The 23238-nt window shown below is 34.2% G+C and carries 16 protein-coding genes; 7 read left to right on the top strand and 9 right to left on the bottom strand.

Annotation, left to right across the window (positions count from 1 at the left end):
* Positions 1 to 5: 5 nt before the first annotated feature.
* The 4 genes from AC3VJB_RS01255 to AC3VJB_RS01240 form a co-directional block, all read right to left on the bottom strand.
* On the bottom strand, positions 6 to 1364 hold the full coding sequence (locus tag AC3VJB_RS01255; RefSeq protein ID WP_159495378.1) for an endonuclease/exonuclease/phosphatase family protein: 1359 nt from the start codon (positions 1362 to 1364) through the stop codon (positions 6 to 8).
* Positions 1365 to 1367: 3 nt separating this feature from the next.
* Positions 1368 to 5045 carry a hypothetical protein gene (locus AC3VJB_RS01250; protein ID WP_497666641.1) on the bottom strand — a complete coding sequence of 1226 codons (3678 nt, stop codon included), beginning with the start codon at positions 5043 to 5045 and terminating at the stop codon, positions 1368 to 1370.
* Between the two features lie 108 nt (positions 5046 to 5153).
* Positions 5154 to 5534, bottom strand: a complete 381-nt coding sequence (locus AC3VJB_RS01245) for a hypothetical protein (RefSeq protein WP_125064387.1) — start codon at positions 5532 to 5534, stop codon at positions 5154 to 5156.
* 12 nt (positions 5535 to 5546) lie between these two features.
* Positions 5547 to 5906, bottom strand: coding sequence for a hypothetical protein (locus AC3VJB_RS01240; RefSeq protein ID WP_173360739.1), 360 nt, complete (start codon positions 5904 to 5906; stop codon positions 5547 to 5549).
* Positions 5907 to 6210: 304 nt separating this feature from the next.
* Here AC3VJB_RS01240 and AC3VJB_RS01235 point away from each other — a divergent pair, with 304 nt between their 5' ends.
* Positions 6211 to 6378, top strand: coding sequence for a hypothetical protein (locus AC3VJB_RS01235; protein ID WP_159432127.1), 168 nt, complete (start codon positions 6211 to 6213; stop codon positions 6376 to 6378).
* Positions 6379 to 6459: 81 nt separating this feature from the next.
* Here the strand turns inward: AC3VJB_RS01235 and AC3VJB_RS01230 are convergent, their stop codons facing one another.
* From AC3VJB_RS01230 to AC3VJB_RS01220, 3 genes are read right to left on the bottom strand one after another with little or no spacing between them, the layout of a single operon-like run.
* Positions 6460 to 7383 (bottom strand): PorP/SprF family type IX secretion system membrane protein, encoded by a 924-nt coding sequence (locus AC3VJB_RS01230; protein ID WP_497666640.1) that lies wholly within the window; start codon positions 7381 to 7383, stop codon positions 6460 to 6462.
* Positions 7384 to 7387: 4 nt separating this feature from the next.
* The gene (locus AC3VJB_RS01225) at positions 7388 to 8617 is read right to left on the bottom strand and encodes a T9SS type B sorting domain-containing protein (RefSeq protein ID WP_173360741.1); all 1230 of its coding nucleotides are present in this window, start codon (positions 8615 to 8617) and stop codon (positions 7388 to 7390) included.
* A gap of 13 nt (positions 8618 to 8630) precedes the next feature.
* On the bottom strand, positions 8631 to 14660 hold the full coding sequence (locus tag AC3VJB_RS01220) for a beta strand repeat-containing protein (RefSeq protein WP_497666639.1): 6030 nt from the start codon (positions 14658 to 14660) through the stop codon (positions 8631 to 8633).
* A gap of 728 nt (positions 14661 to 15388) precedes the next feature.
* On the opposite strand from AC3VJB_RS01220, the gene AC3VJB_RS01215 reads away from it, so the two are divergent.
* Positions 15389 to 15823 carry a MarR family winged helix-turn-helix transcriptional regulator gene (locus tag AC3VJB_RS01215; RefSeq protein ID WP_053056741.1) on the top strand — a complete coding sequence of 145 codons (435 nt, stop codon included), beginning with the start codon at positions 15389 to 15391 and terminating at the stop codon, positions 15821 to 15823.
* Position 15824: 1 nt separating this feature from the next.
* Entirely contained in the window at positions 15825 to 17261 is a 1437-nt protein-coding gene (locus AC3VJB_RS01210; protein WP_437824051.1) for a serine hydrolase, read from the top strand.
* Positions 17262 to 17300: 39 nt separating this feature from the next.
* Here AC3VJB_RS01210 and AC3VJB_RS01205 read toward each other — a convergent pair whose 3' ends face one another.
* Positions 17301 to 18482: a THUMP domain-containing class I SAM-dependent RNA methyltransferase gene (locus AC3VJB_RS01205; RefSeq protein WP_281980369.1), complete on the bottom strand. Its 1182-nt coding sequence runs from the start codon at positions 18480 to 18482 to the stop codon at positions 17301 to 17303.
* Between the two features lie 113 nt (positions 18483 to 18595).
* Between AC3VJB_RS01205 and AC3VJB_RS01200 the strand changes: the two genes are divergently transcribed.
* Both AC3VJB_RS01200 and AC3VJB_RS01195 read left to right on the top strand, forming a co-directional pair.
* The gene (locus tag AC3VJB_RS01200; protein ID WP_047790155.1) at positions 18596 to 19321 is read left to right on the top strand and encodes a class I SAM-dependent methyltransferase; all 726 of its coding nucleotides are present in this window, start codon (positions 18596 to 18598) and stop codon (positions 19319 to 19321) included.
* Positions 19318 to 20007, top strand: coding sequence for a ZIP family metal transporter (locus AC3VJB_RS01195; RefSeq protein ID WP_047790154.1), 690 nt, complete (start codon positions 19318 to 19320; stop codon positions 20005 to 20007). The genes AC3VJB_RS01200 and AC3VJB_RS01195 overlap by 4 nt, the downstream gene beginning before the upstream one ends.
* On the opposite strand, the gene AC3VJB_RS01190 is transcribed toward AC3VJB_RS01195, so the two are convergent.
* Positions 19975 to 20343 carry a cupin domain-containing protein gene (locus tag AC3VJB_RS01190; RefSeq protein WP_047790153.1) on the bottom strand — a complete coding sequence of 123 codons (369 nt, stop codon included), beginning with the start codon at positions 20341 to 20343 and terminating at the stop codon, positions 19975 to 19977. The genes AC3VJB_RS01195 and AC3VJB_RS01190 overlap by 33 nt on opposite strands.
* Positions 20344 to 20743: 400 nt before the next feature.
* Here AC3VJB_RS01190 and AC3VJB_RS01185 point away from each other — a divergent pair, with 400 nt between their 5' ends.
* Positions 20744 to 22642: a beta-N-acetylhexosaminidase gene (locus AC3VJB_RS01185; protein ID WP_047790152.1), complete on the top strand. Its 1899-nt coding sequence runs from the start codon at positions 20744 to 20746 to the stop codon at positions 22640 to 22642.
* A complete protein-coding gene (locus tag AC3VJB_RS01180; protein ID WP_047790151.1) occupies positions 22639 to 23217 on the top strand; it encodes a sugar O-acetyltransferase in 579 nt (192 codons plus the stop codon). Before AC3VJB_RS01185 ends, AC3VJB_RS01180 begins: the two co-directional genes overlap by 4 nt.
* Positions 23218 to 23238: the final 21 nt, after the last annotated feature.

Raw genomic sequence — 23238 nt, 5'->3', positions numbered from 1 at the left:
TATTGTTATATATCTATAATTAAAGGAAGATGATCGCTGGTACTTCTTATATGACCATAATTTGACCATCCTTTAAACTGGCTAAGGCCTCCAATAGTTCCAGGTGCTATCCCTCCATTTCCTCCCGGACCATTAGGAGGAAGAGGTAACGCTACAGGTAATCCAGCATTTGGTGCTCCAATTGGTATTTGACTCATATTTGTAGCATATACATAATGACCTGCAGGAGCTCCTCCAGGAGTTGGCATCACCCTATTATAAGGGCTTCCAGTAACCCTATTAATTATGGTTATGTTTGCTGCGGGTCCCCCTGCTGCAGCTCCATATCGAGTTAAAATATTGTCAATACTATCATAGCCTTGAAAATTAGGATTACTTCCAACGTATTCATATCCAGGATATCCATTCGTAAACCAAGGTTTTGCTTTATTACTAGTTTTTATATGTGTAAAAACATACCCTTTATCTGGCCATCCGTTATTAGCTGTTGGATTTATGGCTCTAGTATATCCTGCACCTGCAGGTAAAAAACTAATGAGGTTATTATAGGCTATAGGCTCAAAGTAAGCATTGAAAATATTAACATTAAAATCTCCTACAATAATTCCTACTTCGTCTGCATTTAGATCATTTGTTATTTCTCTTACGTTGGAAAGCTGATTTGTACCATTTGCTGCTGCTACATTATTAGGAGGTGCATGATATGACAATAATTTTATAGTTCTATTATTAGCTGCCTCCCAAAATGTTGTTAAATATGGTGGTCGATTTCCAACTCCAGGAAATTGTAATCTATTCGGAGGCATTGCATTATCTGTAAAAAGCCATTGCCCTGCTAACCTATTAGAATTTATTCCTGCATTGATATTACCTCCAGGAACAGCTACTGCAGGTAAACAATTGTTCCAAGGAGCTGCGTAGGTCGCTAGATTTGGCGCTCCAATATTAGCTATAGAATCTGACGAATTTCCTCCACCTTGCCAACCCCACGGACCGCTAAAATTAAGATTAGCACTGTTATAGTAGACAGATATTCCTTCTGAAACACCTCCTACACCAAGAATCAGAGGAGGTACTAGCATCCAGTTTACCCCAAGTGCAGCTCTAATTCTATTTAATAAATCCAAAGCTCCTTGGCTACCTCCTGCTGTCACAAGAGTTCCTTCAGCTCCTCCTCCAGTAGAAGTCTCTACTATTACCAGAATATCTGGAGGATGGGCGACAATAGTATCCATAATATATTGTCTTCTATTTACAGATGCTGCTTGACCAGACAAAGAGCTTCCACGTTGCCTTTTTCTACTTGGGTTATTTATTTTATTAATACCAAACTGCTGTATATTCCAATAGAGTACTCTTGCCATAGCTTAAGGTTTTGTTTTGTTATATGCTGCATACCATCCTAAACTTTTGGCAGTAGCTCCTGGGTTTGGGTTACCAAAAAGTAAAAAATTGGTACTTCCTCCTGGTGGTAGTTTGAGAATTCCTAAAAACTTCAATGCTATTTTACTCAATGTCATTAAATATGATTGTTGAGCTTCTACATATTCTAATTTTAAAGTATCAATAGATAATTTTAAAACTCCTTGTAAACTAAGAAGTTTAGCGTTGCTGCTGGTTCCTGGAAGTTTTATTCCTACAAATGCGTTATAGGTAGTATCGGTAGCTTTATTCCCTGGGCTCCATGCAATCAATAAACTAGCATTAAAATCTAATGACGCCGCTAATTCACCGGGAGTTCCCATATTTAAGGTCATTTCTAATCCATACCAATTTTCTGAAAGCCCAGTAGTATTGATTCCTGGCAAACTTAAATTAAGATATCCTAAACTAGAAGGTTTGGTATCCTTATCTCCACTAACAAGGTTATTGATTTGTAGTGCAAAGTTAGGGTATAAACTTAGCTGTCTAGTTGTACTAAGATCTGAGTTAAATACTATTTTTGAAGCATCAAAAGCGTAATCTACTACTGTTGGTGTACTGATATCAAAAGCCATATCAATATATAAGTTGCTATAACTTAAACCATCTATGATGTCTGTATCTTTACCATTACCAAAAGAAAAAGCGTCCATGATAATTGTTTTTTCTTCAGTTTCATTTGTTTCAGGAGTGGTTGTTTGCATTACTGCATAGTTTAAATACCCCCACATAGCAAAACTAGATTCTATATAAGTTGCTTTTGGATCGGTTGTTAATGTATTAAACTGAATTTTGGTAATTTCTACATTTTTAAGAAGGTTGCTATCAAAATAAAATAAGTTATCATCCGTATTTTCAAACACATATACTGGTGTACCATCATGATCTTGATATGTACCATCAAGCACTACTGTATTTAAAGTTTTAGAACCATATTTATTATTGGTACCTATGACGGTATCAGAAAATAAATTGTTCATTGTTAATTGTACCTTACTCTGGAAAAATTTTATCGTTGTATTTTCAAAAAGAACTTGTAATTGAAGTACTTTAAAATCGTAAGTAGCTCCCGCTAAAGGAGGTACAGGCTTATTAGTATTTAACCCTTGTAATAATTGTTGCTGATAAGCTGTGTCTAGATAATTAATGAGTCCGAAAAGAGAACTCTTTTTTTGCATTTGAATTTCACCGTCAGCATTTACTTTATTGACTTCTATTCCAAAATGATGCGCATTAAATCTAGTCAAGTCAATACCAGAGATCAATCCTTTTAATTGTTGAGGAAATTCTTGTAAATCAATATCAGCTTTGAGCACCAATATTCCGTTCCAATCTTTATTGTTTATAATATTATGGAACTTTTCATACAGAATTGCCTGATTACTTTCTGGGTGTTCTAAACCATATTGATAAGCTTTTTCAGCATCTTCTATATAACTCTGTATCCATGATGAAATAGCTATTAACTGTTGATAAGCATTGGCTGGATCTTCAACTCCTTCTGTATTGAAAGTATTGGGTTGAGTCCAAGTTTTTGGATTTTTAACTCTATCTAATAAAGTCCCTTTACAAAATTTAAAAATAACTACGTTATTATAATCAGCATAAGTATTTGTTGTTCCTACATTAATATCAAATGGCCAATCTTCAATTGACATTTTGTTATTAAATATAGCCTCTGATGTAGTCTGCCCCCCTTGTTCTCCACTTTTAGAAAATAATGCTCCCAAATGATTGTTTTGAGTTGCTACTAAAAACTGCTGATTGGTTAAAAAAGCACTCTGTAATGTAGTGGATAGATTTACAAAGCTCATCTGGTACTGGGCTGGGTCAGTTGGTGTCTGGTTTTCAGGATACAAATATTCAGGTGTAGCCCCCTGATGAATATCATTTTGTCCTAAGTTGAGTAAACTCCAAGCTCCATTATTATTTACATTTGCTATTAATCCTTGCGGAGTTGTAGAACTTGTATAACTACCATCTACGTTACTCAAAAGTCTTTTTCTTTTGCTTACACTTTTTGATGCTCTTTGCGTAGTTAATTGTGCTGCAATAAGTGTTTTTCGTTCTTTACTAAGTACTTCAGATTCAAAACTAGTTAAATTATCGTTTCCTGGTTTTTGAGAATCTGCTTCTACTGCCAAGTATGGAACAATAGGAACATAAAAATTTTGTTGAGGCATATCTACACTAGGTTCATAAAAGCCTAGTAAATTAGATTTACCCGTAATAACTTGGCTTACTCCATGATCTTTAGCAAATAAAGAAGCGCCTTCAGGCTGAGAAACATATTGTACATTCTCAGCTACATCAGATATAATATTACACCATCCTGTTAAATATTTATTTTCTAAAGTTGGACTATTGGTTCCTGGGTTTACCAGTGAAAGTTCTTGTGCAGGAAAATTTGGAGCGTAAGCTGATTGTTTACTTTTAAATCGTAATACATCTCCTACAGGAGTTCCATCTTTAATGGAATAAGGTGTAAAAGAGATAGTTTCTGTTCCTGACAACCCTGGTAGAAAGTCAAATTGTCCATTTTCATCTACTTGATCTGATTCTGGGTCTAGAAAAAAATCGCCCTCAGGTTGTAAGTAAAATCGCTCTGTTTCATTAATATCTCTGGGAGAAATAAGTAACAAGGAACTATTAGGTAATGGAGTTAAATTGTTAGACGGATTCGTGTTTTCAATTAAATTAACTTTTGGCCATAAAGTAATAGAGTGCCCTGTATTTATTGAAAAAAAGCTAGGTAAATAGCAAGGTGTCGATTTTCCTGAAGTACTATTAAAAATGCTTCCTGTAAACGCAAAATAGGTATTTAACCCTTTTTTATTTCCTATATCTAAAGGATCAATAGCCGCTTGGGTCATTGCATACTCTACATCAGATTGAGGTTTAAAAATAGGATAACTATATTTTTCAATACTCTTGTCTGTTGGTTCTGTATGGTAATAACAAGTTTCTGAATAAAAGGCCTTAAAATCACTTTCTAAATTAAATCCTATTGGAAAACTAAATGCACCACAATTATATTGAGTAAATGCTATAGATATGTCTTTATTAAGCAACGTATCACTTCCAAATTCTTTACTGTTAAAAGATATATTGGGACTGTTTAAATCGTAACTTAATTGTATTTGTGTAGCTGCACCTTCTGGAATGAAAGATACTTCTGTATTATTTCTAATTGATAATGTTGCAAAACCATTTCCCATAGTGTAATTAAAAGTTTGGCTAACCTTAATTACATTCTGAGAGTTCACATAAAAATTAATTGCAATAACATTTTCATTGGTTGGTTTTGAATTTACATCTAACAACCAAGCAGTGGTAATATTATTTGAAAAGTTTTCTCTATACTTTTGTAAATAAGCTCTTACTTCGTTTATATATTTAGTAATATTTTCAGCATCAGGAGCATTTTCAGCAAAAAGAAAATAAACAGAAAGTTTTTTTGCTTTTGATAAAGTAAGTGTAGATTCTTTATAGGTAGAATCTTCTGGTAGTACTATGGCAGACCATTCATTAAGTTCTGGTGTTACGTTAATATACAATAACGGATCTCCAGAATTCACATTACTAAATAAAGTACCCTCAGTATCTTGTAGAGTTGAACCCATAGCATTAGAATAATATGTGTGTAAAATAACTTGGTAGTGCAATAAAGTATGAGTATCAAAACTGAGGAATTGACCCCCCCTTAAAAAAGCATCGTGATACACTATAAACTAATCATCCTTAGGACATAAAATAGATACAATTACTATTACATCGTAAGGTGATAAATTGGATACAATCAGTTGACTCCCTTTAAAATCAGCGACAGCTATAAGCTGCTGTCTAATCTTTAAAATATGAATACCATTAAACGAGGTACTGTCATTAAATTTTACATTATTAGTATCTCCTGTGTTAACAACAGTAGCTTGCTGAGCTTTACTAATATTATTAATATAACAAATACATTGAGACCCGTTATTGGTATCTAATACAGCATATTCATTCTTTAAAAGCACAATTGTATCCAGTTTGGATTTTGTAATACTTTGAGAAAATGCTGCATTACTCGCTAATACAAAAAAAGCAAGGATTGTACATACTATATACAATCCTTTTTTTTATTAACCTTGTGTAGTTTGTGCTTGAATTTCTGCAGTTGCATCATTCTGAGCATTAGTAATATTAGAAACGGTTACTTGCGAACCTGCAAAATCTCCATTACACACCACACTATAAGATGGTGAGTTTGGCGGAATATTAAATAATCCATTAGCTGGTTTCGTAGCTCCATTATCATAACAAGTAACACCTGTAGGTGCACCTGCTATTGTAAATGTTAGTGTATTAGCTCTACTAGAATTTGTAATAGTAAGAGTAGATTGTGAACCATTCGCTGTATTCCAGGTTGCAAACTGACCTGAATCTATAGCTGCTGAACCTTGTTGGTTAATTACTGGGTTTTGTGTTGCAGTAGTTGCCATAATTTAAAAGTTTAATTAGTTAGTGGTAACGAAGTTAAACTCTTATTTCCCTTTTTCTTTGAAAAAAACTATAAACGTAATAATACTAAGTATTAATGACTATAATTTTGATACAAGTGTTTTTTACCTATCCATACAAAAAAACATAACACACTGAAATAAATGGAATTAAAATAAAAAATCTTATAATAATTTAAAAACTCATTTTATTATATAAAGTATGAGAATACCTTACTTATTTTATGGTTTTTTACATAGTTTCCTTCTATTAACTTTTTATTTTTAGATTCTAAAAACTGGAAATATGATTAAAAACATTTTGAACTTAGGTTCTATCTTAAACAAAAATGAACAACAATTTATCAATGGAGGCGGTGATGATCCTGTAAAAGATTTATGCATTCCCGCCCCTAAAGAAGCTACTACTTGTCTGATGCCTATTAATGATGAGTGCTGTGGTTTATGGGCTTAAAACTAAAAGCTATAAAAACTGTTTTTGAACAGTTTTTATAGCTTTCTAAAATTAAGCTTAAGATAAAAAGTCTTCTTAAATTTAAAAAAATCTTGGTTTTTTATAAGTATCTTCTCTTAATTTAAAATCGAATAATAGTAAAAACTCGTGCGACCCTGAACTAAATTCTCCTAAGTTAGATATAGTATGATCATACGCATAACCTATTTGTAGATTTTTCTTTATTTTAAAATTAACTATTCCACTCCATGAATCATCTAACCTATGAGATACTCCGAATTCCACTTTATTATTCCACAATAGATTTAATGATAAGTCCAATGACAAAGGTGTCGAATCTGCGTACTTAACTAATGTTGATGGTTTTAACTGAAAGTTATTCTTTAAATCCACCACATATCCTACTGTTAAAAAACTGTGCATCTTTTCGGATGCTTTAGTTATTTTCCCGTTCGATCTTTCAAAATGTAATGTTTCTAATAAGTTAGGTATAGAAATTCCTACATAAAATTTTTCTTGATAATAAAACGCTCCCACTCCAAAATTTGGATGTGTTTTATTACTGTTCTGATTAAACTTAGGATCATTAGATTCTACTTGATTTAACGTTAACAGTCCTATTTGTTGAAAAGTTGCTCCTCCCTTTAACCCAAAAGCTAACTTGGCTTTTTCTGATGTGTTTATAGTAAAAGAAAAATCGGCATAAGCATGTGTTTCACTTACGGGACCTATTTTATCATGAAGTAAAGATAACCCCAACCCAACTTTTCTACTTACAGAACTATGTACAAATCCACTAAATGTCTTTGGAGCTCCACTAACACCTACCCATTGTGACCGTGCCAGTAGTCCTAAACTTATCCCCTCTTTACTACCTGCATAGGCAGGATTAATAACTGCCATATTATAAATATATTGAGTGTATTGAGGATCTTGCTGAGCTAAACCTTTACTACTTATGTTTATTAATAAAATGAGTAGTATTACATATGCTTTCTTTTTCATATAGCTATTTATTTAAATACAGCCAACCTTGGTAAGGCTTTGTTTTTCCGTCATTAAAATCTATTACATACCAATAAGTTGCAGCTGGCATGACTTCTGTATCTCCAGTTAATGTTAATTTACCTTGTGACTTTCCATTCCACCAAACTGGATTCAACTCATTATTATTACTATAATTATATACTACATTTCCATACCTATTGTATATTTTCATCTTAAATTTAGGGTATTTCTCTGCTAAATAAGGGATTACAAATTCATCATTAACACCATCGTCATTGGGAGAAAAAGAGTTAGAGGTAGAAAAATCTATAACAGGATCAATTGTTCCTCTTTTTTCTTCACAAGCCAATGTAAAAATGCCGTAACCAGAAACCCTGGCAGTTATACTTTTATCTGAAACATTTATGCTAATATTTTTTCTTTCTCTTATCCATTTCTCTCCGTTCCATCGTACTATCATTATTTTACTTGGATCTGAATAAATATCTTCTGGCGTGGTCACATCACTCCATGTTAGAGTTAATGCTACCAACTCGTTGTTTGATTTATTTTGAACTTCCCAGAACTCATTCATATCTATTAAACCAATATCTTCTTCTTTTTTATCGAAATTAATGTTTGCCTTTTCCCAATTAAAACAGACATAAAATTTTGTAGTTGGATCTGAAGGAGCAGAAATAGTTACCGTTCTTGGTATAAAAGTTTTTGACTGATAGTCTCCTACAGGAAAAGTAAAGCTTTCGTTTCCTATTTTTTGTGCTTTATTATTCACATAGCTTTTATTACTTACCCCCATGTTCGTTGCTCCATTTAAATAAGTAACTATCCCATTTTCTTCAACTTTCAAAATACCGTTTTCAAAAAATGTAGTTCCTACTATTTCTATTTCTTTACCTAAATTAAAAACTAATCCCTCTAATTCATTATTGAATTCTACAAACATAAAACTAGAGGTTCCTCTACCTGAAATAGCTTGATTTTCATTACCTACAAAACTTGTAAACCCAGTTATTTTGTTATTAGAAAACTTAAACTTTCCATTATTTGTAAAGTTTTTAAACAAGTACAAATCGCCATCGTTTGTAATTGCTCCATAATCATTTATAAGTACATCTTCATGAATACTTACCAATGTATTTTCAGAAACATAAAGAGATCCAATACTTGTTACTTGAGCTTTAACAGCCATAACAAAGCACATAATTATTGATGATATTATTTTTTCTTTCATAATTATCAACTTATTATAAAGAAGTACTATCAATTTTATACCAATAGTAATTGGTTCCATCAAAACCACATTGTATTGTTATAGAAGAGTTAATTCCTAACAAGGATATACCTAATGAGCTTAATCCAGACCCTTTTATAGAGCCACCTCCTATTATATTTAAATTTAAAGCTACTGAAAGTCCTATTAATAAGCCATTACCTGCTCTGTTTACAATCACCAATTTATTTCCTAGGTTACTACTATTGGGAGTTGGTATTGTTATATCTTCACCTAACCCGAGATTTAGTAATCCTGTTTGTTCAATAATTACTGTACCATCTGAATTAGTAATAGTTGTGGTGCTGGTAGGGTTCTTAACAACTCTTATACTATTTAATCTTGCTAAGTAAGAATTAATGTTTGCAATATTTGTTTGATTTGTTGTTGCTAAAGTATTATTTCCTGCTACATTTCCTGCTAAAGAAGAAGCTCCTATATCTACAGTTCCTCCGTTTACTAAACTAATAGTATTCCCACTTAAACTTAAATCTTGCGTGTCTGAATTTACAACACTCCATGTTATTCCATCACTAGTTTTATATAATATTCCTGAAGCTGTATCCGTATAAACTTGACCAGCAACACCTGTAACTGTTCCATTAGGGTTTCCCACCCCTGATAAAGTAGTATCCTGTCCTGCCGCTCCAGTATCTCCTTTTAATGAAGTGATAAAGTCGGCTTCGGTTCCACTGTTTCCAGCATCCAACCAAACTTGATAGGCTGATTTTCCGTCTACTCCGTTGGTTCCATTCGTTCCAGCAGCTCCGGTATCTCCTTTTAATGAAGTGATAAAGTCAGCTTCAGTTCCACTGTTTCCAGCGTCTAACCAAACTTGATACGCAGATTTTCCGTCTACTCCGTTCGTTCCTGCCGCTCCGGTATCTCCTTTTAATGAAGTGATAAAGTCAGCTTCAGTTCCACTGTTTCCAGCGTCTAACCAAACTTGATACGCAGATTTTCCGTCTACTCCGTTCGTTCCTGCCGCTCCGGCATCTCCTTTTAATGAAGTGATAAAGTCGGCTTCGGTTCCACTGTTTCCAGCGTCTAACCAAACTTGATACGCAGATTTTCCGTCTACTCCGTTCGTTCCTGCCGCTCCGGCATCTCCTTTTAATGAAGTGATAAAGTCGGCTTCGGTTCCACTGTTTCCAGCGTCTAACCAAACTTGATACGCTGATTTTCCGTCTGCCCCATTGGTTCCATTCGTTCCCGCAGCTCCGGTATCTCCTTTTAATGAAGTGATAAAGTCGGCTTCAGTTCCGCTGTTTCCAGCATCCAACCATGTTTGATACGCGGATTTTCCGTCTACTCCATTTGTTCCCGCAGCTCCAGTGTCTCCTTTTAATGATGTGATAAAGTCGGCTTCAGTTCCACTGTTTCCAGCGTCTAACCAAACTTGATACGCTGATTTTCCGTCTACTCCATTCGTTCCTGCAGCTCCAGTGTCTCCTTTTAATGATGTGATAAAGTCGGCTTCGGTTCCACTGTTTCCAGCGTCCAACCAAACTTGATACGCTGATTTTCCGTCTGTCCCATTGGTTCCATTCGTTCCAGCAGCTCCGGTATCTCCTTTTAATGAAGTGATAAAGTCGGCTTCGGTTCCACTGTTTCCAGCGTCTAACCAAACTTGATACGCTGATTTTCCGTCTACTCCGTTCGTTCCTGCCGCTCCGGCATCTCCTTTTAATGAAGTGATAAAGTCGGCTTCGGTTCCACTGTTTCCAGCGTCTAACCAAACTTGATACGCTGATTTTCCGTCTGCCCCATTGGTTCCATTCGTTCCCGCAGCTCCGGTATCTCCTTTTAATGAAGTGATAAAGTCGGCTTCAGTTCCGCTGTTTCCAGCATCCAACCATGTTTGATACGCGGATTTTCCGTCTACTCCATTTGTTCCCGCAGCTCCAGTGTCTCCTTTTAATGATGTGATAAAGTCGGCTTCAGTTCCACTGTTTCCAGCGTCTAACCAAACTTGATACGCTGATTTTCCGTCTACTCCATTCGTTCCTGCAGCTCCAGTGTCTCCTTTTAATGATGTGATAAAGTCGGCTTCGGTTCCACTGTTTCCAGCGTCCAACCAAACTTGATACGCTGATTTTCCGTTTGCCCCATTGGTTCCATTCGTTCCCGCAGCTCCAGTGTCTCCTTTTAATGAAGTGATAAAGTCGGCTTCGGTTCCACTGTTTCCTGCATCTAACCAAACTTGATAGGCTGATTTTCCGTCTACTCCGTTCGTTCCATTCGTTCCCGCAGCTCCTGTATCTCCTTTTAATGAAGTGATAAAGTCGGTTTCAGTTCCACTGTTTCCAGCATCTAACCAAACTTGATAGGCTGATTTTCCGTCTACTCCGTTCGTTCCATTCGTTCCCGCAGCTCCGGTATCTCCTTTTAATGAAGTGATAAAGTCGGCTTCGGTTCCACTGTTTCCAGCATCCAACCAAACTTGATAGGCGGATTTTCCGTCTACTCCATTCGTTCCCGCAGCTCCAGTGTCTCCTTTTAATGAAGTGATAAAGTCGGCTTCGGTTCCACTGTTTCCAGCATCCAACCATGTTTGATACGCGGATTTTCCGTCTACTCCATTGGTTCCCGCAGCTCCAGTGTCTCCTTTTAATGATGTGATAAAGTCGGCTTCGGTTCCACTGTTTCCAGCGTCCAACCAAACTTGATACGCTGATTTTCCGTTTGCCCCATTGGTTCCATTCGTTCCCGCAGCTCCAGTGTCTCCTTTTAATGAAGTGATAAAGTCGGTTTCAGTTCCACTGTTTCCAGCATCTAACCAAACTTGATAGGCTGATTTTCCGTCTACTCCGTTCGTTCCATTCGTTCCCGCAGCTCCTGTATCTCCTTTTAATGAAGTGATAAAGTCGGCTTCGGTTCCACTGTTTCCAGCATCCAACCAAACTTGATAGGCGGATTTTCCGTCTACTCCATTCGTTCCCGCAGCTCCAGTGTCTCCTTTTAATGAAGTGATAAAGTCGGCTTCGGTTCCACTGTTTCCAGCATCCAACCAAACTTGATACGCAGATTTTCCGTCTGTCCCATTGGTTCCATTCGTTCCAGCAGCTCCGGTATCTCCTTTTAATGAAGTGATAAAGTCGGCTTCGGTTCCACTGTTTCCAGCGTCTAACCAAACTTGATACGCAGATTTTCCGTCTACTCCGTTCGTTCCTGCCGCTCCGGTATCTCCTTTTAATGAAGTGATAAAGTCAGCTTCAGTTCCACTGTTTCCAGCGTCTAACCAAACTTGATAGGCTGATTTTCCGTCTACTCCGTTGGTTCCATTCGTTCCAGCAGCTCCGGTATCTCCTTTTAATGAAGTGATAAAGTCAGCTTCAGTTCCACTGTTTCCAGCGTCTAACCAAACTTGATACGCAGATTTTCCGTCTACTCCGTTCGTTCCTGCCGCTCCGGTATCTCCTTTTAATGAAGTGATAAAGTCAGCTTCAGTTCCACTGTTTCCAGCGTCTAACCAAACTTGATACGCAGATTTTCCGTCTACTCCGTTCGTTCCTGCCGCTCCGGCATCTCCTTTTAATGAAGTGATAAAGTCGGCTTCGGTTCCACTGTTTCCAGCGTCTAACCAAACTTGATACGCAGATTTTCCGTCTACTCCGTTCGTTCCTGCCGCTCCGGCATCTCCTTTTAATGAAGTGATAAAGTCGGCTTCGGTTCCACTGTTTCCAGCGTCTAACCAAACTTGATACGCTGATTTTCCGTCTGCCCCATTGGTTCCATTCGTTCCCGCAGCTCCGGTATCTCCTTTTAATGAAGTGATAAAGTCGGCTTCAGTTCCGCTGTTTCCAGCATCCAACCATGTTTGATACGCGGATTTTCCGTCTACTCCATTTGTTCCCGCAGCTCCAGTGTCTCCTTTTAATGATGTGATAAAGTCGGCTTCAGTTCCACTGTTTCCAGCGTCTAACCAAACTTGATACGCTGATTTTCCGTCTACTCCATTCGTTCCTGCAGCTCCAGTGTCTCCTTTTAATGATGTGATAAAGTCGGCTTCGGTTCCACTGTTTCCAGCGTCCAACCAAACTTGATACGCTGATTTTCCGTCTGTCCCATTGGTTCCATTCGTTCCAGCAGCTCCGGTATCTCCTTTTAATGAAGTGATAAAGTCGGCTTCGGTTCCACTGTTTCCTGCATCTAACCAAACTTGATACGCAGATTTTCCGTCTACTCCGTTCGTTCCTGCCGCTCCGGCATCTCCTTTTAATGAAGTGATAAAGTCGGCTTCGGTTCCACTGTTTCCAGCGTCTAACCAAACTTGATACGCTGATTTTCCGTCTGCCCCATTGGTTCCATTCGTTCCCGCAGCTCCTGTATCTCCTTTTAATGAAGTGATAAAGTCGGTTTCAGTTCCACTGTTTCCAGCATTCAACCAAACTTGATACGCTGATTTCCCATCTGCTCCATTGGTTCCCGCAGCTCCAGTGTCTCCTTTTAATGAAGTGATAAAGTCGGCTTCGGTTCCACTGTTTCCTGCATCTAACCAAACTTGATACGCTGATTTTCCGTCTACTCCGTTCGTTCCTGCCGCTCCGGTATCTCCTTTTAATGAAGTGATAAAGTCAGCTTCAGTTCCACTGTTTCCAGCGTCTAACCAAACTTGATACGCTGATTTTCCGTCTGCCCCATTGGTTCCATTCGTTCCCGCAGCTCCGGTATCTCCTTTTAATGAAGTGATAAAGTCGGCTTCAGTTCCGCTGTTTCCAGCATCCAACCATGTTTGATACGCGGATTTTCCGTCTACTCCATTTGTTCCCGCAGCTCCAGTGTCTCCTTTTAATGATGTGATAAAGTCGGCTTCAGTTCCACTGTTTCCAGCGTCTAACCAAACTTGATACGCTGATTTTCCGTCTACTCCATTCGTTCCTGCAGCTCCAGTGTCTCCTTTTAATGAAGTGATAAAGTCAGCTTCAGTTCCACTGTTTCCAGCGTCCAACCAAACTTGATACGCAGATTTTCCGTTTGCCCCATTGGTTCCATTCGTTCCCGCAGCTCCGGTATCTCCTTTTAAAGAAAGGATAAAGTCAGCTTCAGTTCCACTGTTTCCAGCGTCTAACCAAACTTGATACGCTGATTTTCCGTCTACTCCATTCGTTCCTGCAGCTCCAGTGTCTCCTTTTAATGAAGTGATAAAGTCGGCTTCGGTTCCACTGTTTCCAGCGTCCAACCAAACTTGATACGCAGATTTTCCGTTTGCCCCATTGGTTCCATTCGTTCCCGCAGCTCCGGTATCTCCTTTTAAAGAAAGGATAAAGTCGGCTTCAGTTCCACTGTTTCCAGCGTCTAACCAAACTTGATAGGCGGATTTTCCGTCTACTCCATTCGTTCCCGCAGCTCCAGTGTCTCCTTTTAATGAAGTGATAAAATCGGCTTCGGTTCCACTGTTTCCTGCATCTAACCAAACTTGATACGCTGATTTTCCGTCTGGTCCTGACGATGCAACTGAACTCCATAAACTACCATCAGAGCTATAAACATCTCCGGAATTAGTATCTACATATAAAACTCCTGTAACAGGATCTACAGAGTTATTAATAGGTGATCCTATACCAGTTAATAACTCATTCTCTTGCAAAAGAGATGATAAATCGACTGATTTAGAACTTGCATTTTCCAACTCAAGAGTAAGAATATTAGAGCTATTTAAGAAGAATTTTTCTATTTGTTGATTATCTACTTGTGTAGTAATCAGGTTTGAGACCGTGGTTATATCTACTAATTGTTCCCATAGCACTCCATTCCAATAATAAAATCCTTTTCCAGAATTTTTATTAGTGTTATAAACTAATAAACTTTCTTTAATTGTATTATTATTTACTGGTAATGATGTACTTAAATCATTAATATTTAATCTAGGTATTAATAAGCCTCTGGAATCTGATTTAATATCTAACTGAGCAGATAGACTAGGTGTTAAGGTTCCAATGCCTACTTGAGCAATAGTAGCTGTGCTTAAAACTAAAAGTATGAGGGTAGCTAATTTTTTCATTATTTACTTTGTTTGGGTGGGACTTCTTGATTATCATGTATAATATTTTATTAAATTGACTTTATTTTTTCTTAAGTATGATTAAATGCTTTTACTAGCACTGTATTAATAGTTAAAAGGTGACACCTGTAAAAAACACTTAAAGTAAACTGATTTACAATACTCTAACCTCTTACAATTTAATAAAAAAAAATAATTTAGGTAAATATTACTTTTACTCTTTTTAATTATCAGGTAAATTTCCCTTAAGAAATAACTCTTTTGAATAAAGAAATAATTGAACTTTTAAGTAGTTTGATAATTATAAAATGGAAATATTAATGAGTCATCCTAAAATAGGTTTACCTATTAAAAAATATATTTAAACCAGAGAAACTAGTTTATCTTATTTTTTGTTGTGTATAAAATTAAGTGTTTTCATATTCAAACCCACGTGTGGTCTTAGATTATTCTAAATATTTATTGACTTTTTAATGAGTTTTTTTAATTCCTTTTCTCTCTTACATTTATAAATTAAGGATTAATGTTTCAAAATTGCATTAATCCCTTCTGTTAAAGTATTTTGACGACAGTCGTATCCGTATAATCATTTATGATTGTATTCCTTTTCCAAGAACTTTACATCAATAACTCAGCATTTTTTCTCTATCTAAGAAAATGATTAGTCATTATTTTTTTTACTTGATATGTCAAATAAAATTATATCTTTACTTGATATATCAAACAAAATGAATTTTAATACACCAACCACCACAGTACTATACTCTATTGAGGAAGCTATAAAAGCATACCGCAAATTAAGTCAACATAATATCTCAGAAGTTGTACCTAGTATTACTGTAGATCAGGGTTTGATTTTATTATTACTTGAAAATAATGACAAGTCACAAACTGAAATTGCCGATTTAATTTTTAAAGACTACGCTTCAATGACACGAATTGTAAAATTGATGATAAAGAAAGATTATCTGATAAAATTTACAGACAATGAAGACAAACGAAAAGCTAAATTAGAAATTACAGAAAAAGGAAAAGAAATTATCAAGAAACTAAAGCCTGTAATACAAAAAAATAGAAAAACTGCCTTAAATACCATTTCTATTAAAGAGCTAGAACAGCTTTATAAAACCTTAAAAAAAATAACTAAAAATTGTAATCATTAAAATGAAAAAATTAACCTATTTACTTGTACTTTTAATTACTATCTCCTGTGCCAAGGAACAAGCTACTACTTTAAAAAAACCTAAAATCACTCAAATTGTAAATTATTTAGATTCTTTAGATAGATTTAGTGGAGCTATTTTAATTGCTAAAAACAATAACATTTTATTCAAAAAAGCATACGGTTACGCCCACATAGGTCATAAGATTAAAAATAATACAGAAACAAAATTCAATCAAGGTTCTATTGGTAAGTCATTTACTGCTGTAGCCATATTACAGTTAATACAAGAAGGAAAATTATCACTTCAAGACAATATCGGAAAGTTTATTCCAAATTACCCTAATAAAACTGTTAGAGATTCTGTAACAATAGCTCACCTTTTAACACATACAAGTGGACTAACTCATTTTTTTGTTAGGAAATCTTTCATTGAAGGATCAAAAGATTTATATAGGTTTTCAAAAGATTTTAGCTCTCTTTATGAAAATGAACCAATGGAGTACAAGCCAGGTGAAACATTTTCATATCGTAATACCAATTACGTTATACTTGGTAGAATTATTGAAGCCATATCTGGTAAAGAATACAATACTTATTTAGAAGATAATATCTATTCTAAAGCTTCTATGAAAAATACTGATAATTATGACTTGGATCATCCTATTGAAAATGCTGCTGAAGGTTATACCGTTTCTGATATTTATCCAAATAAACTAAAAATAAACTTTCACACGTATCCCGTAAGAGGTGGTGCTCATGGGGGCGGATATACCACCTTAGATGATTTGTATAAGTTTTCTAATGCTTTGAAAGACTATAAACTACTTAATAAAGAATACACTAAACTATTCACTATTCCTTTAAAAAAAGACAGTTACTATGGTTATGGAATGCAATTTCCAAACCCAAAAGAAGGTAATATATATGGTCATAGTGGAGGACATTATGGTGTGGGTAGCGAATGGCGAGTTTATAAACAAGAAGGATATACTGTAATAATTCTTACAAATAAAGATGCCAATAAAGGCTTTTTAGATGTACGCTATTTTATAGAAAAAACTATTTCTGGAAACACTCCCAAACTAGACAATTACTTTTTTACCAAAAAGGTAATTAAAACCTATTTAAATAGTGGCTTTAAAAAAGCTAAAGCCATGATTAAGGGCTCTAAATTTAAGCTTTCAGAAATTGAGCTAAATACTAAAGGTTATGAAATGATTAAAAGAGGTTTTTATGAAAAAGCTATTGACTTATTTACACTTGAAGTATTTTCTTTTCCCGAATCATATGACGCATACGACTCTTTAGGAGAAGCATATATGAAAGATGGACAAATAAGAAAAGCTATAAAAAATTATCAAAAGAGTTTAGAAATAAACCCTGAGAACTTAAATGGAAAGGAGAAGTTACGCGAATTATTGGCTATGAATAATTAGCCATAACAAAAACTCCGCCTTTCAGCGGAGTTTTTATTTTTATTCTTCTTCATCGTTAAATGAAGAATTCTTCTTTGCTTTTTTACTACCTTCATACAGTTCGTACTTTACAAAACGGCAATCTAAATCTGCATTTTTAAGCGGTATTCTTTTCGACGTTCGTAACCCTACAAACTTTAGCGCTTGAATATCCGACGTAATTAACCACGCAGTTGAATTTGGATAGTTATTCTTTAAGGTGTCTCCTATTTTTCTGTAAAATTCTTCTACATCAATATTTAAACGCTCTCCATAAGGCGGATTGAACAAAATTGTAGTTTTACCAAATACTTCTTTTTTAGAATTGAAAAAGTTTACGTGATGTACTCCTATAAACTCATTCAAATTAGCATTGATAATATTTTGCTGCGCTTTTCTAACTGCCGATGGAGCCTTATCAAACCCCATAATTTTGAAATGAGAACTTCGTATTTTCTTTAATAACGAATCTTGAATAACAAAGTATAAATCTTCATCATAATCCTTCCAGTTTTCAAAAGCAAAGTGCTTACGGTTGATATTTGCAGGAATTTGATTCGCAATCATTGCAGCTTCAATCAAGATAGTTCCTGAACCACACATCGGGTCAATAAAATTTTCTTCCCCTTTATATCCTGAAAGTAAAATTAATCCTGCTGCCAATACCTCATTAATCGGAGCAATATTCGTAGCACTTCGGTATCCACGTTTGTGTAACGATTCACCTGATGAGTCTAACGAAATAGTTAGCCATTCTTTGTGAATATGTACATGAACTTTTACATCTGGATATTTTAAATCTACATTCGGACGCTTTTTATACTTATGCATAAAATAATCAGCAATGGCATCCTTTGATTTTAAGCTAATATAATGTGAATTTGAAGTAAAGTTCTTTGAATTTACTACCGAACCTATCGCAAACGTTCCATCAACATCCAAAAAACGTTCCCATTTTACACGTTGAATTGCTTCGTATAAATCTTCTTCATCAAAAATTTTACTGCGTTTAATTGGTTTTAAAATACGAATAGCAGTACGTAAAGCTATATTTGCTTTGTACATAAAACCTTTATCACCTCTAAAAGTAACACTCCTTACTCCTTCTTTCACTTCCATTGCTCCTAGTTGACGTAACTCATCTGCCAAAACACCTTCTAAACCTGCCATGGTTATGGCGGTCATTTTAAAATCTTTTTCCATGTAACTGTAAAATTTCATTGCAAAAGTACAGCTAATTTTGGGTTGTTATGAATCTTTTCTACTTTGAATGTAAAAAACGTAAGTTTTGCGTATTTTTGCAGACCTTTATAATTATGAATACAACAGATTGGTTTACTTCGTGGTTTAACACACCATACTATCATATTTTATACAAGCATAGAAACGATGCCGATGCACAGTTTTTTATGCGTAATATCACTTCTTTCTTACAACTGCCTAAGTTAAGTCGTATTGCTGATTTACCCTGTGGAAAAGGACGTCATGCAGTATACTTAAACTCGTTAGGATATGACGTTGTGGGTGGTGATTTAAGTAAAAATAGTATTAAACATGCCAAACAGTTTGAGAATGACACGCTTCATTTTGAAGTTTGGGATATGCGAGAGCCTATTGAAAGTAAATATGATGCTATATTTAATCTCTTTACTAGTTTTGGTTATTTTGAAGATGATAACGAAGACATTGCTGTTTTAAAAAGTATTAAAAACGGATTAAAAGAAAACGGTGTATTTGTCTTGGACTTCTTAAATGTTGAAAAAGTAAAAAATACACTTATAAAAGAAGAAATAAAAACTATTGATGGTATTGAGTTTAATATTAAAAAAGAAATTAAAGACGGATTTATATTAAAACATATTTCTTTTACAGCTGAAGGAAAATCACACTCGTATACAGAGCGTGTAAAATTTTTAACTTTAGAAAAACTACAATCATATTTTAATAGTGTCAATTTACAAATAACACATGTTTTTGGCGATTACAGTCTTAATGAGTTTAATTCACAATCTTCTGATCGCTTAATTATTGTTGCTAAATGAGTTACTTTTTACTAATTGTTTCTGTTTTAGTAGGTGTTTTATTCGTTTTTACACTAAAACCTAGTAAAACCTTCGTTCGCTTATTATTAGCATTTAGTGGCGCTTATTTACTATCAGTAACTATCTTACATTTATTGCCAGAAGTATATCTCTACACTAATAACACAAGATTAGTTGGTATTTTAATTTTAGTGGGAATCATCATTCAATCGGTATTAGAGTCTTTTTCTAAAGGTGCTGAACACGGACATATACATTTACATTCTGACTCGTCTAAGTTTCCTTGGTTATTATTTATTAGTTTATGTGTACACGCTTTTTCAGAAGGATTACCTATTCATCATGCAGATGACAACTTATTATGGGCTATTGTTGTACACAAAATTCCTATTGCAATAGTTTTAACTACCTTCTTATTACATGCTAAGTATTCTAAAAAAACAGTCTTTTTATTTTTAACCTTATTTGCATTAATGAGTCCCTTAGGTATTTTAGTATCTAACAACGTTCTTTTAGTGAAACAATACCATACAGAAATTACAGCTTTAATAGTTGGAGTGTTTTTACATATTTCAACCATCATTCTTTTTGAAAGCACGGAAAACCATAAATTCAACTACCAAAAGTTTGCTGCTATTATTTTAGGAATATTGTTAACTATCTTCTCTATGCACCAACCCCATTGAGAAAGCAGGTAAACAAACTGCTAAATACTCACAGGGTTCTGTAAATGGATTAGAATATTGAACACGTGTCTTTTTTTCAATTTTAATCGATTGTCCTGCTTCTAACACCACAATTTCACCATCAATATTAAATTGCTTTTTTCCTTTGATTATATAAGTATATTCTTCAAATTCTGGTGTTTGAAAAGGCTCACTCCAGCCTGGAGGTGCTATCATGTGTGCTATACTTACTTTTGAATTTCCATCAGTAGCATTTCCAAAATGCTCTTCAATTAGTTTTCCATCTGTCGTTGGTACTACAAACGGGCTTTTTTGAATCTTATATTTTTTACTCATAAGTATTCTATTTATTATTATTTTTAGATTGGACTCAAATAACTTTTCGATTTATAGCTTAAAATTGTCTGTTCTTAAAATATATAAAAACACTTGAAAGAAATTTTCTTAATATGCAAAATAAATTTAATAGATAATTTAGCGATAAATCTTTTATAAATAACAATAACTAAAATAAAAAACTGTGTGTTAAATTATCAATCATAATATTAATATGTTTACAAGCTATAGTAACAACTTCATCATTAACAATTAGAACTTCACACAGAGAGTACTTTGACTTTCTATTCTTATAAATTTTCAAAAAAACAGATACTAAAAGTGCTAAAATCTTACTACTTTACACAACTAAAGTCTAGATTAAACGTATCTTTAAACTTTAATCGCAAATAATATTAATATGAATTTAAGAGGAGTTGTTTTTTTTATTTTTATACTCTCAAACTATTTGGCTTTTGCTAATGATACAATTATAAAACACCTACTTTTTACACCTCAAAAAATATCTATTAAGAAAAATACTATTGCTGTAGAACAAGCACAAATAATGTTTTTAGATAATTTTTTAAAAACAAGTAATAATGAAGCCTTTACAGGTAAACATATTATACAAACTAACAGAGGAAATTTTAAAGTTTGCTTTGAAATAGATAATAGTCTTCCAAATATAGATGCATATGAGCTAGAACTTAAAGCTTCAGAAATTAATTTATCTGCTAAAAATATAAGTGCTTTACGTTATGGTAAACAAACTTTAAACCAATTAATATCTTACGCTAAAGATAAGCACAACTCATTGCCTACCCTTAAAATTAGTGATTGGGCTGATTTTGAAAAGAGAGGTTACATGTTAGATATAAGTCGGAACAAAGTACCTAAAATGGAAAGTTTATATCAGTTAATAGATCAATTAGCAATATGGCGAATTAACGAGTTACAACTTTATACAGAACATACTTTTGCTTATCGTAATCATCCCATTGTATGGAAAAATGCGAGTCCGCTTACAGCCAGCCAAATTCAACAACTCGATTTTTATTGTTTAAAAAAAGGAATAGATTTAGTACCTAACCAAAATTCTTTTGGACATATGGAAAATTGGTTAAAACATGATGAATACTTAAGTTTAAGTGAGTGTGAAACCAATTGTAAAACAAAATGGGGTAATAAAAAAAGGACTGCCCTCGCCCCTACAAACCCTGAATCATTTAAATTAATACAAGAGTTATATGCAGAGCTTTTACCCAACTTTTCTAGCAATTATGCTAATATAGGAGGTGATGAAACTTTAGAGTTAGGTTTAGGTAAATCAAAATCATTATGCGACTCTATTGGTAAAGGAAAAGTATATTTAAATTTTTTAAAAAAGTTAAACACTGAGATTATAAAAAATGGAAAAAAAACTCAGTTTTGGGGTGATATTGTACTAAATCATCCTAAATTAATAAAGGATATTCCTAAAAATATGACTGCTTTAGTTTGGGGTTACGATGCTACTTATCCTTTCGATAAAAATTTAGCTAAATTCCATAAAGCTAACTTAAATTTTTACGTGTGCCCTGGTACGTCTAGTTGGCGTTCTGAAATTGGTAGAAACGCCAATGCCTTTATAAATCTTAAAAAAGCTGCAGTAGCAGGAAAAAAATATAAAGCCAAAGGTTATCTCATAACAGATTGGGGAGATTTTGGGCATTTTCAACCAAAATCTGTCAGTTATCCCTCCTTAATTTTAGGAGCTAATTATGCATGGAATTACTCTGATAAAACAGAAAAAAATTTAGCCTTTCTTTTAAACAAGTTTGTATTTAAAGATGCTACAGGTTATGCTGCCAAAGCTGTCTTAACTTTAGGAAATTCTTACTTAAAAGCTAAAATACCTGAAGGAAATGCTAACGCTTTTCATTTAATGATTAGACGATTTAGATGGACTATAAAAGGACATTACCAAACCAAACATATTACCAAAAGTGGTTTATTAGCTTCTAAAGTTGAAATTAAAAAAGGACTCGCATTATTACATAAAGCACAACCAACAGCTTTAGATTCTTTAATCGTTATTAAAGAACTAGAACAAGCTTCTAAACTGGCTCTTTTTGGAATTGATTTAGGTTTAGCAAGATTAACAGCTAAAAATACGGCTACAAAAAATATTCCACAGAAAAAAAGAAAGGAATTAGCTTCTGAACTTACAACTTTAATAGAAAACCATAAAACAATTTGGTTACTTAGAAACCGAAAAGGAGGGCTACAAGATTCTACCGAAAAACTAGAAGACTTACTAAATTATTTAAAAGGATGACAGAAAAACAAAAAATGCTAAATGGTGACTACTATAATTCAAGAGATCCTGAATTAATTAAAGTTTACCACAAAACCAGAAAGTTATTAAAAGAATATAATTTCTTAAATTCAGAGTTAACACTAGAACGAGATAGAATTTTATCTGAACTCTTTGCTTCAAAAGGTAATGGAGTTTGGATAGAAACGCCTTTTTTTTGTGATTATGGTGAAAATATTTCTATAGGAGAAAATACTTTTATAAACACTAACTGTATGTTTTTAGACAATAATAAAATTACCATTGGTAAAAATTGTTTAATAGCTCCTTATGTACAAATTTATACCGCTACACACCCCATAAAAGCTTCTGATCGTATTATTAACTCCAATAACACAACTCATTATCTAACTTCAACCAAACCAGTAACTATTGGAGATAATGTTTGGATTGGTGGTAATTCTATAATTTTTCCTGGAGTATCTATTGGAAATAATGTAACTATTGGTGCTGGTAGTACTGTTACTAAAAACATCCCCAGTGACGTGCTCGCTTTCGGCAACCCATGTGAAATAAGAAAAAAGTTAGATAGTTAACTATTAAAAAATAAAGAAGTT

This window comes from Tenacibaculum sp. TB-53, from assembly GCF_059716285.2.
This window is presented reverse-complemented; position numbering and strand designations above follow the sequence as displayed.

Coding starts and splice junctions, on each gene's coding strand:
- AC3VJB_RS01255 (WP_159495378.1), bottom strand. CDS start 1,364: ATGGCAAGAGTACTCTATTGGAATATACAGCAGTTTGGTATTAATAAA.
- AC3VJB_RS01250 (WP_497666641.1), bottom strand. CDS start 5,045: ATGGGTTCAACTCTACAAGATACTGAGGGTACTTTATTTAGTAATGTG.
- AC3VJB_RS01240 (WP_173360739.1), bottom strand. CDS start 5,906: ATGGCAACTACTGCAACACAAAACCCAGTAATTAACCAACAAGGTTCA.
- AC3VJB_RS01235 (WP_159432127.1), top strand. CDS start 6,211: ATGATTAAAAACATTTTGAACTTAGGTTCTATCTTAAACAAAAATGAA.
- AC3VJB_RS01230 (WP_497666640.1), bottom strand. CDS start 7,383: ATGAAAAAGAAAGCATATGTAATACTACTCATTTTATTAATAAACATA.
- AC3VJB_RS01225 (WP_173360741.1), bottom strand. CDS start 8,617: ATGAAAGAAAAAATAATATCATCAATAATTATGTGCTTTGTTATGGCT.
- AC3VJB_RS01220 (WP_497666639.1), bottom strand. CDS start 14,660: ATGAAAAAATTAGCTACCCTCATACTTTTAGTTTTAAGCACAGCTACT.
- AC3VJB_RS01215 (WP_053056741.1), top strand. CDS start 15,389: ATGAATTTTAATACACCAACCACCACAGTACTATACTCTATTGAGGAA.
- AC3VJB_RS01210 (WP_437824051.1), top strand. CDS start 15,825: ATGAAAAAATTAACCTATTTACTTGTACTTTTAATTACTATCTCCTGT.
- AC3VJB_RS01205 (WP_281980369.1), bottom strand. CDS start 18,482: ATGGAAAAAGATTTTAAAATGACCGCCATAACCATGGCAGGTTTAGAA.
- AC3VJB_RS01200 (WP_047790155.1), top strand. CDS start 18,596: ATGAATACAACAGATTGGTTTACTTCGTGGTTTAACACACCATACTAT.
- AC3VJB_RS01195 (WP_047790154.1), top strand. CDS start 19,318: ATGAGTTACTTTTTACTAATTGTTTCTGTTTTAGTAGGTGTTTTATTC.
- AC3VJB_RS01190 (WP_047790153.1), bottom strand. CDS start 20,343: ATGAGTAAAAAATATAAGATTCAAAAAAGCCCGTTTGTAGTACCAACG.
- AC3VJB_RS01185 (WP_047790152.1), top strand. CDS start 20,744: ATGAATTTAAGAGGAGTTGTTTTTTTTATTTTTATACTCTCAAACTAT.
- AC3VJB_RS01180 (WP_047790151.1), top strand. CDS start 22,639: ATGACAGAAAAACAAAAAATGCTAAATGGTGACTACTATAATTCAAGA.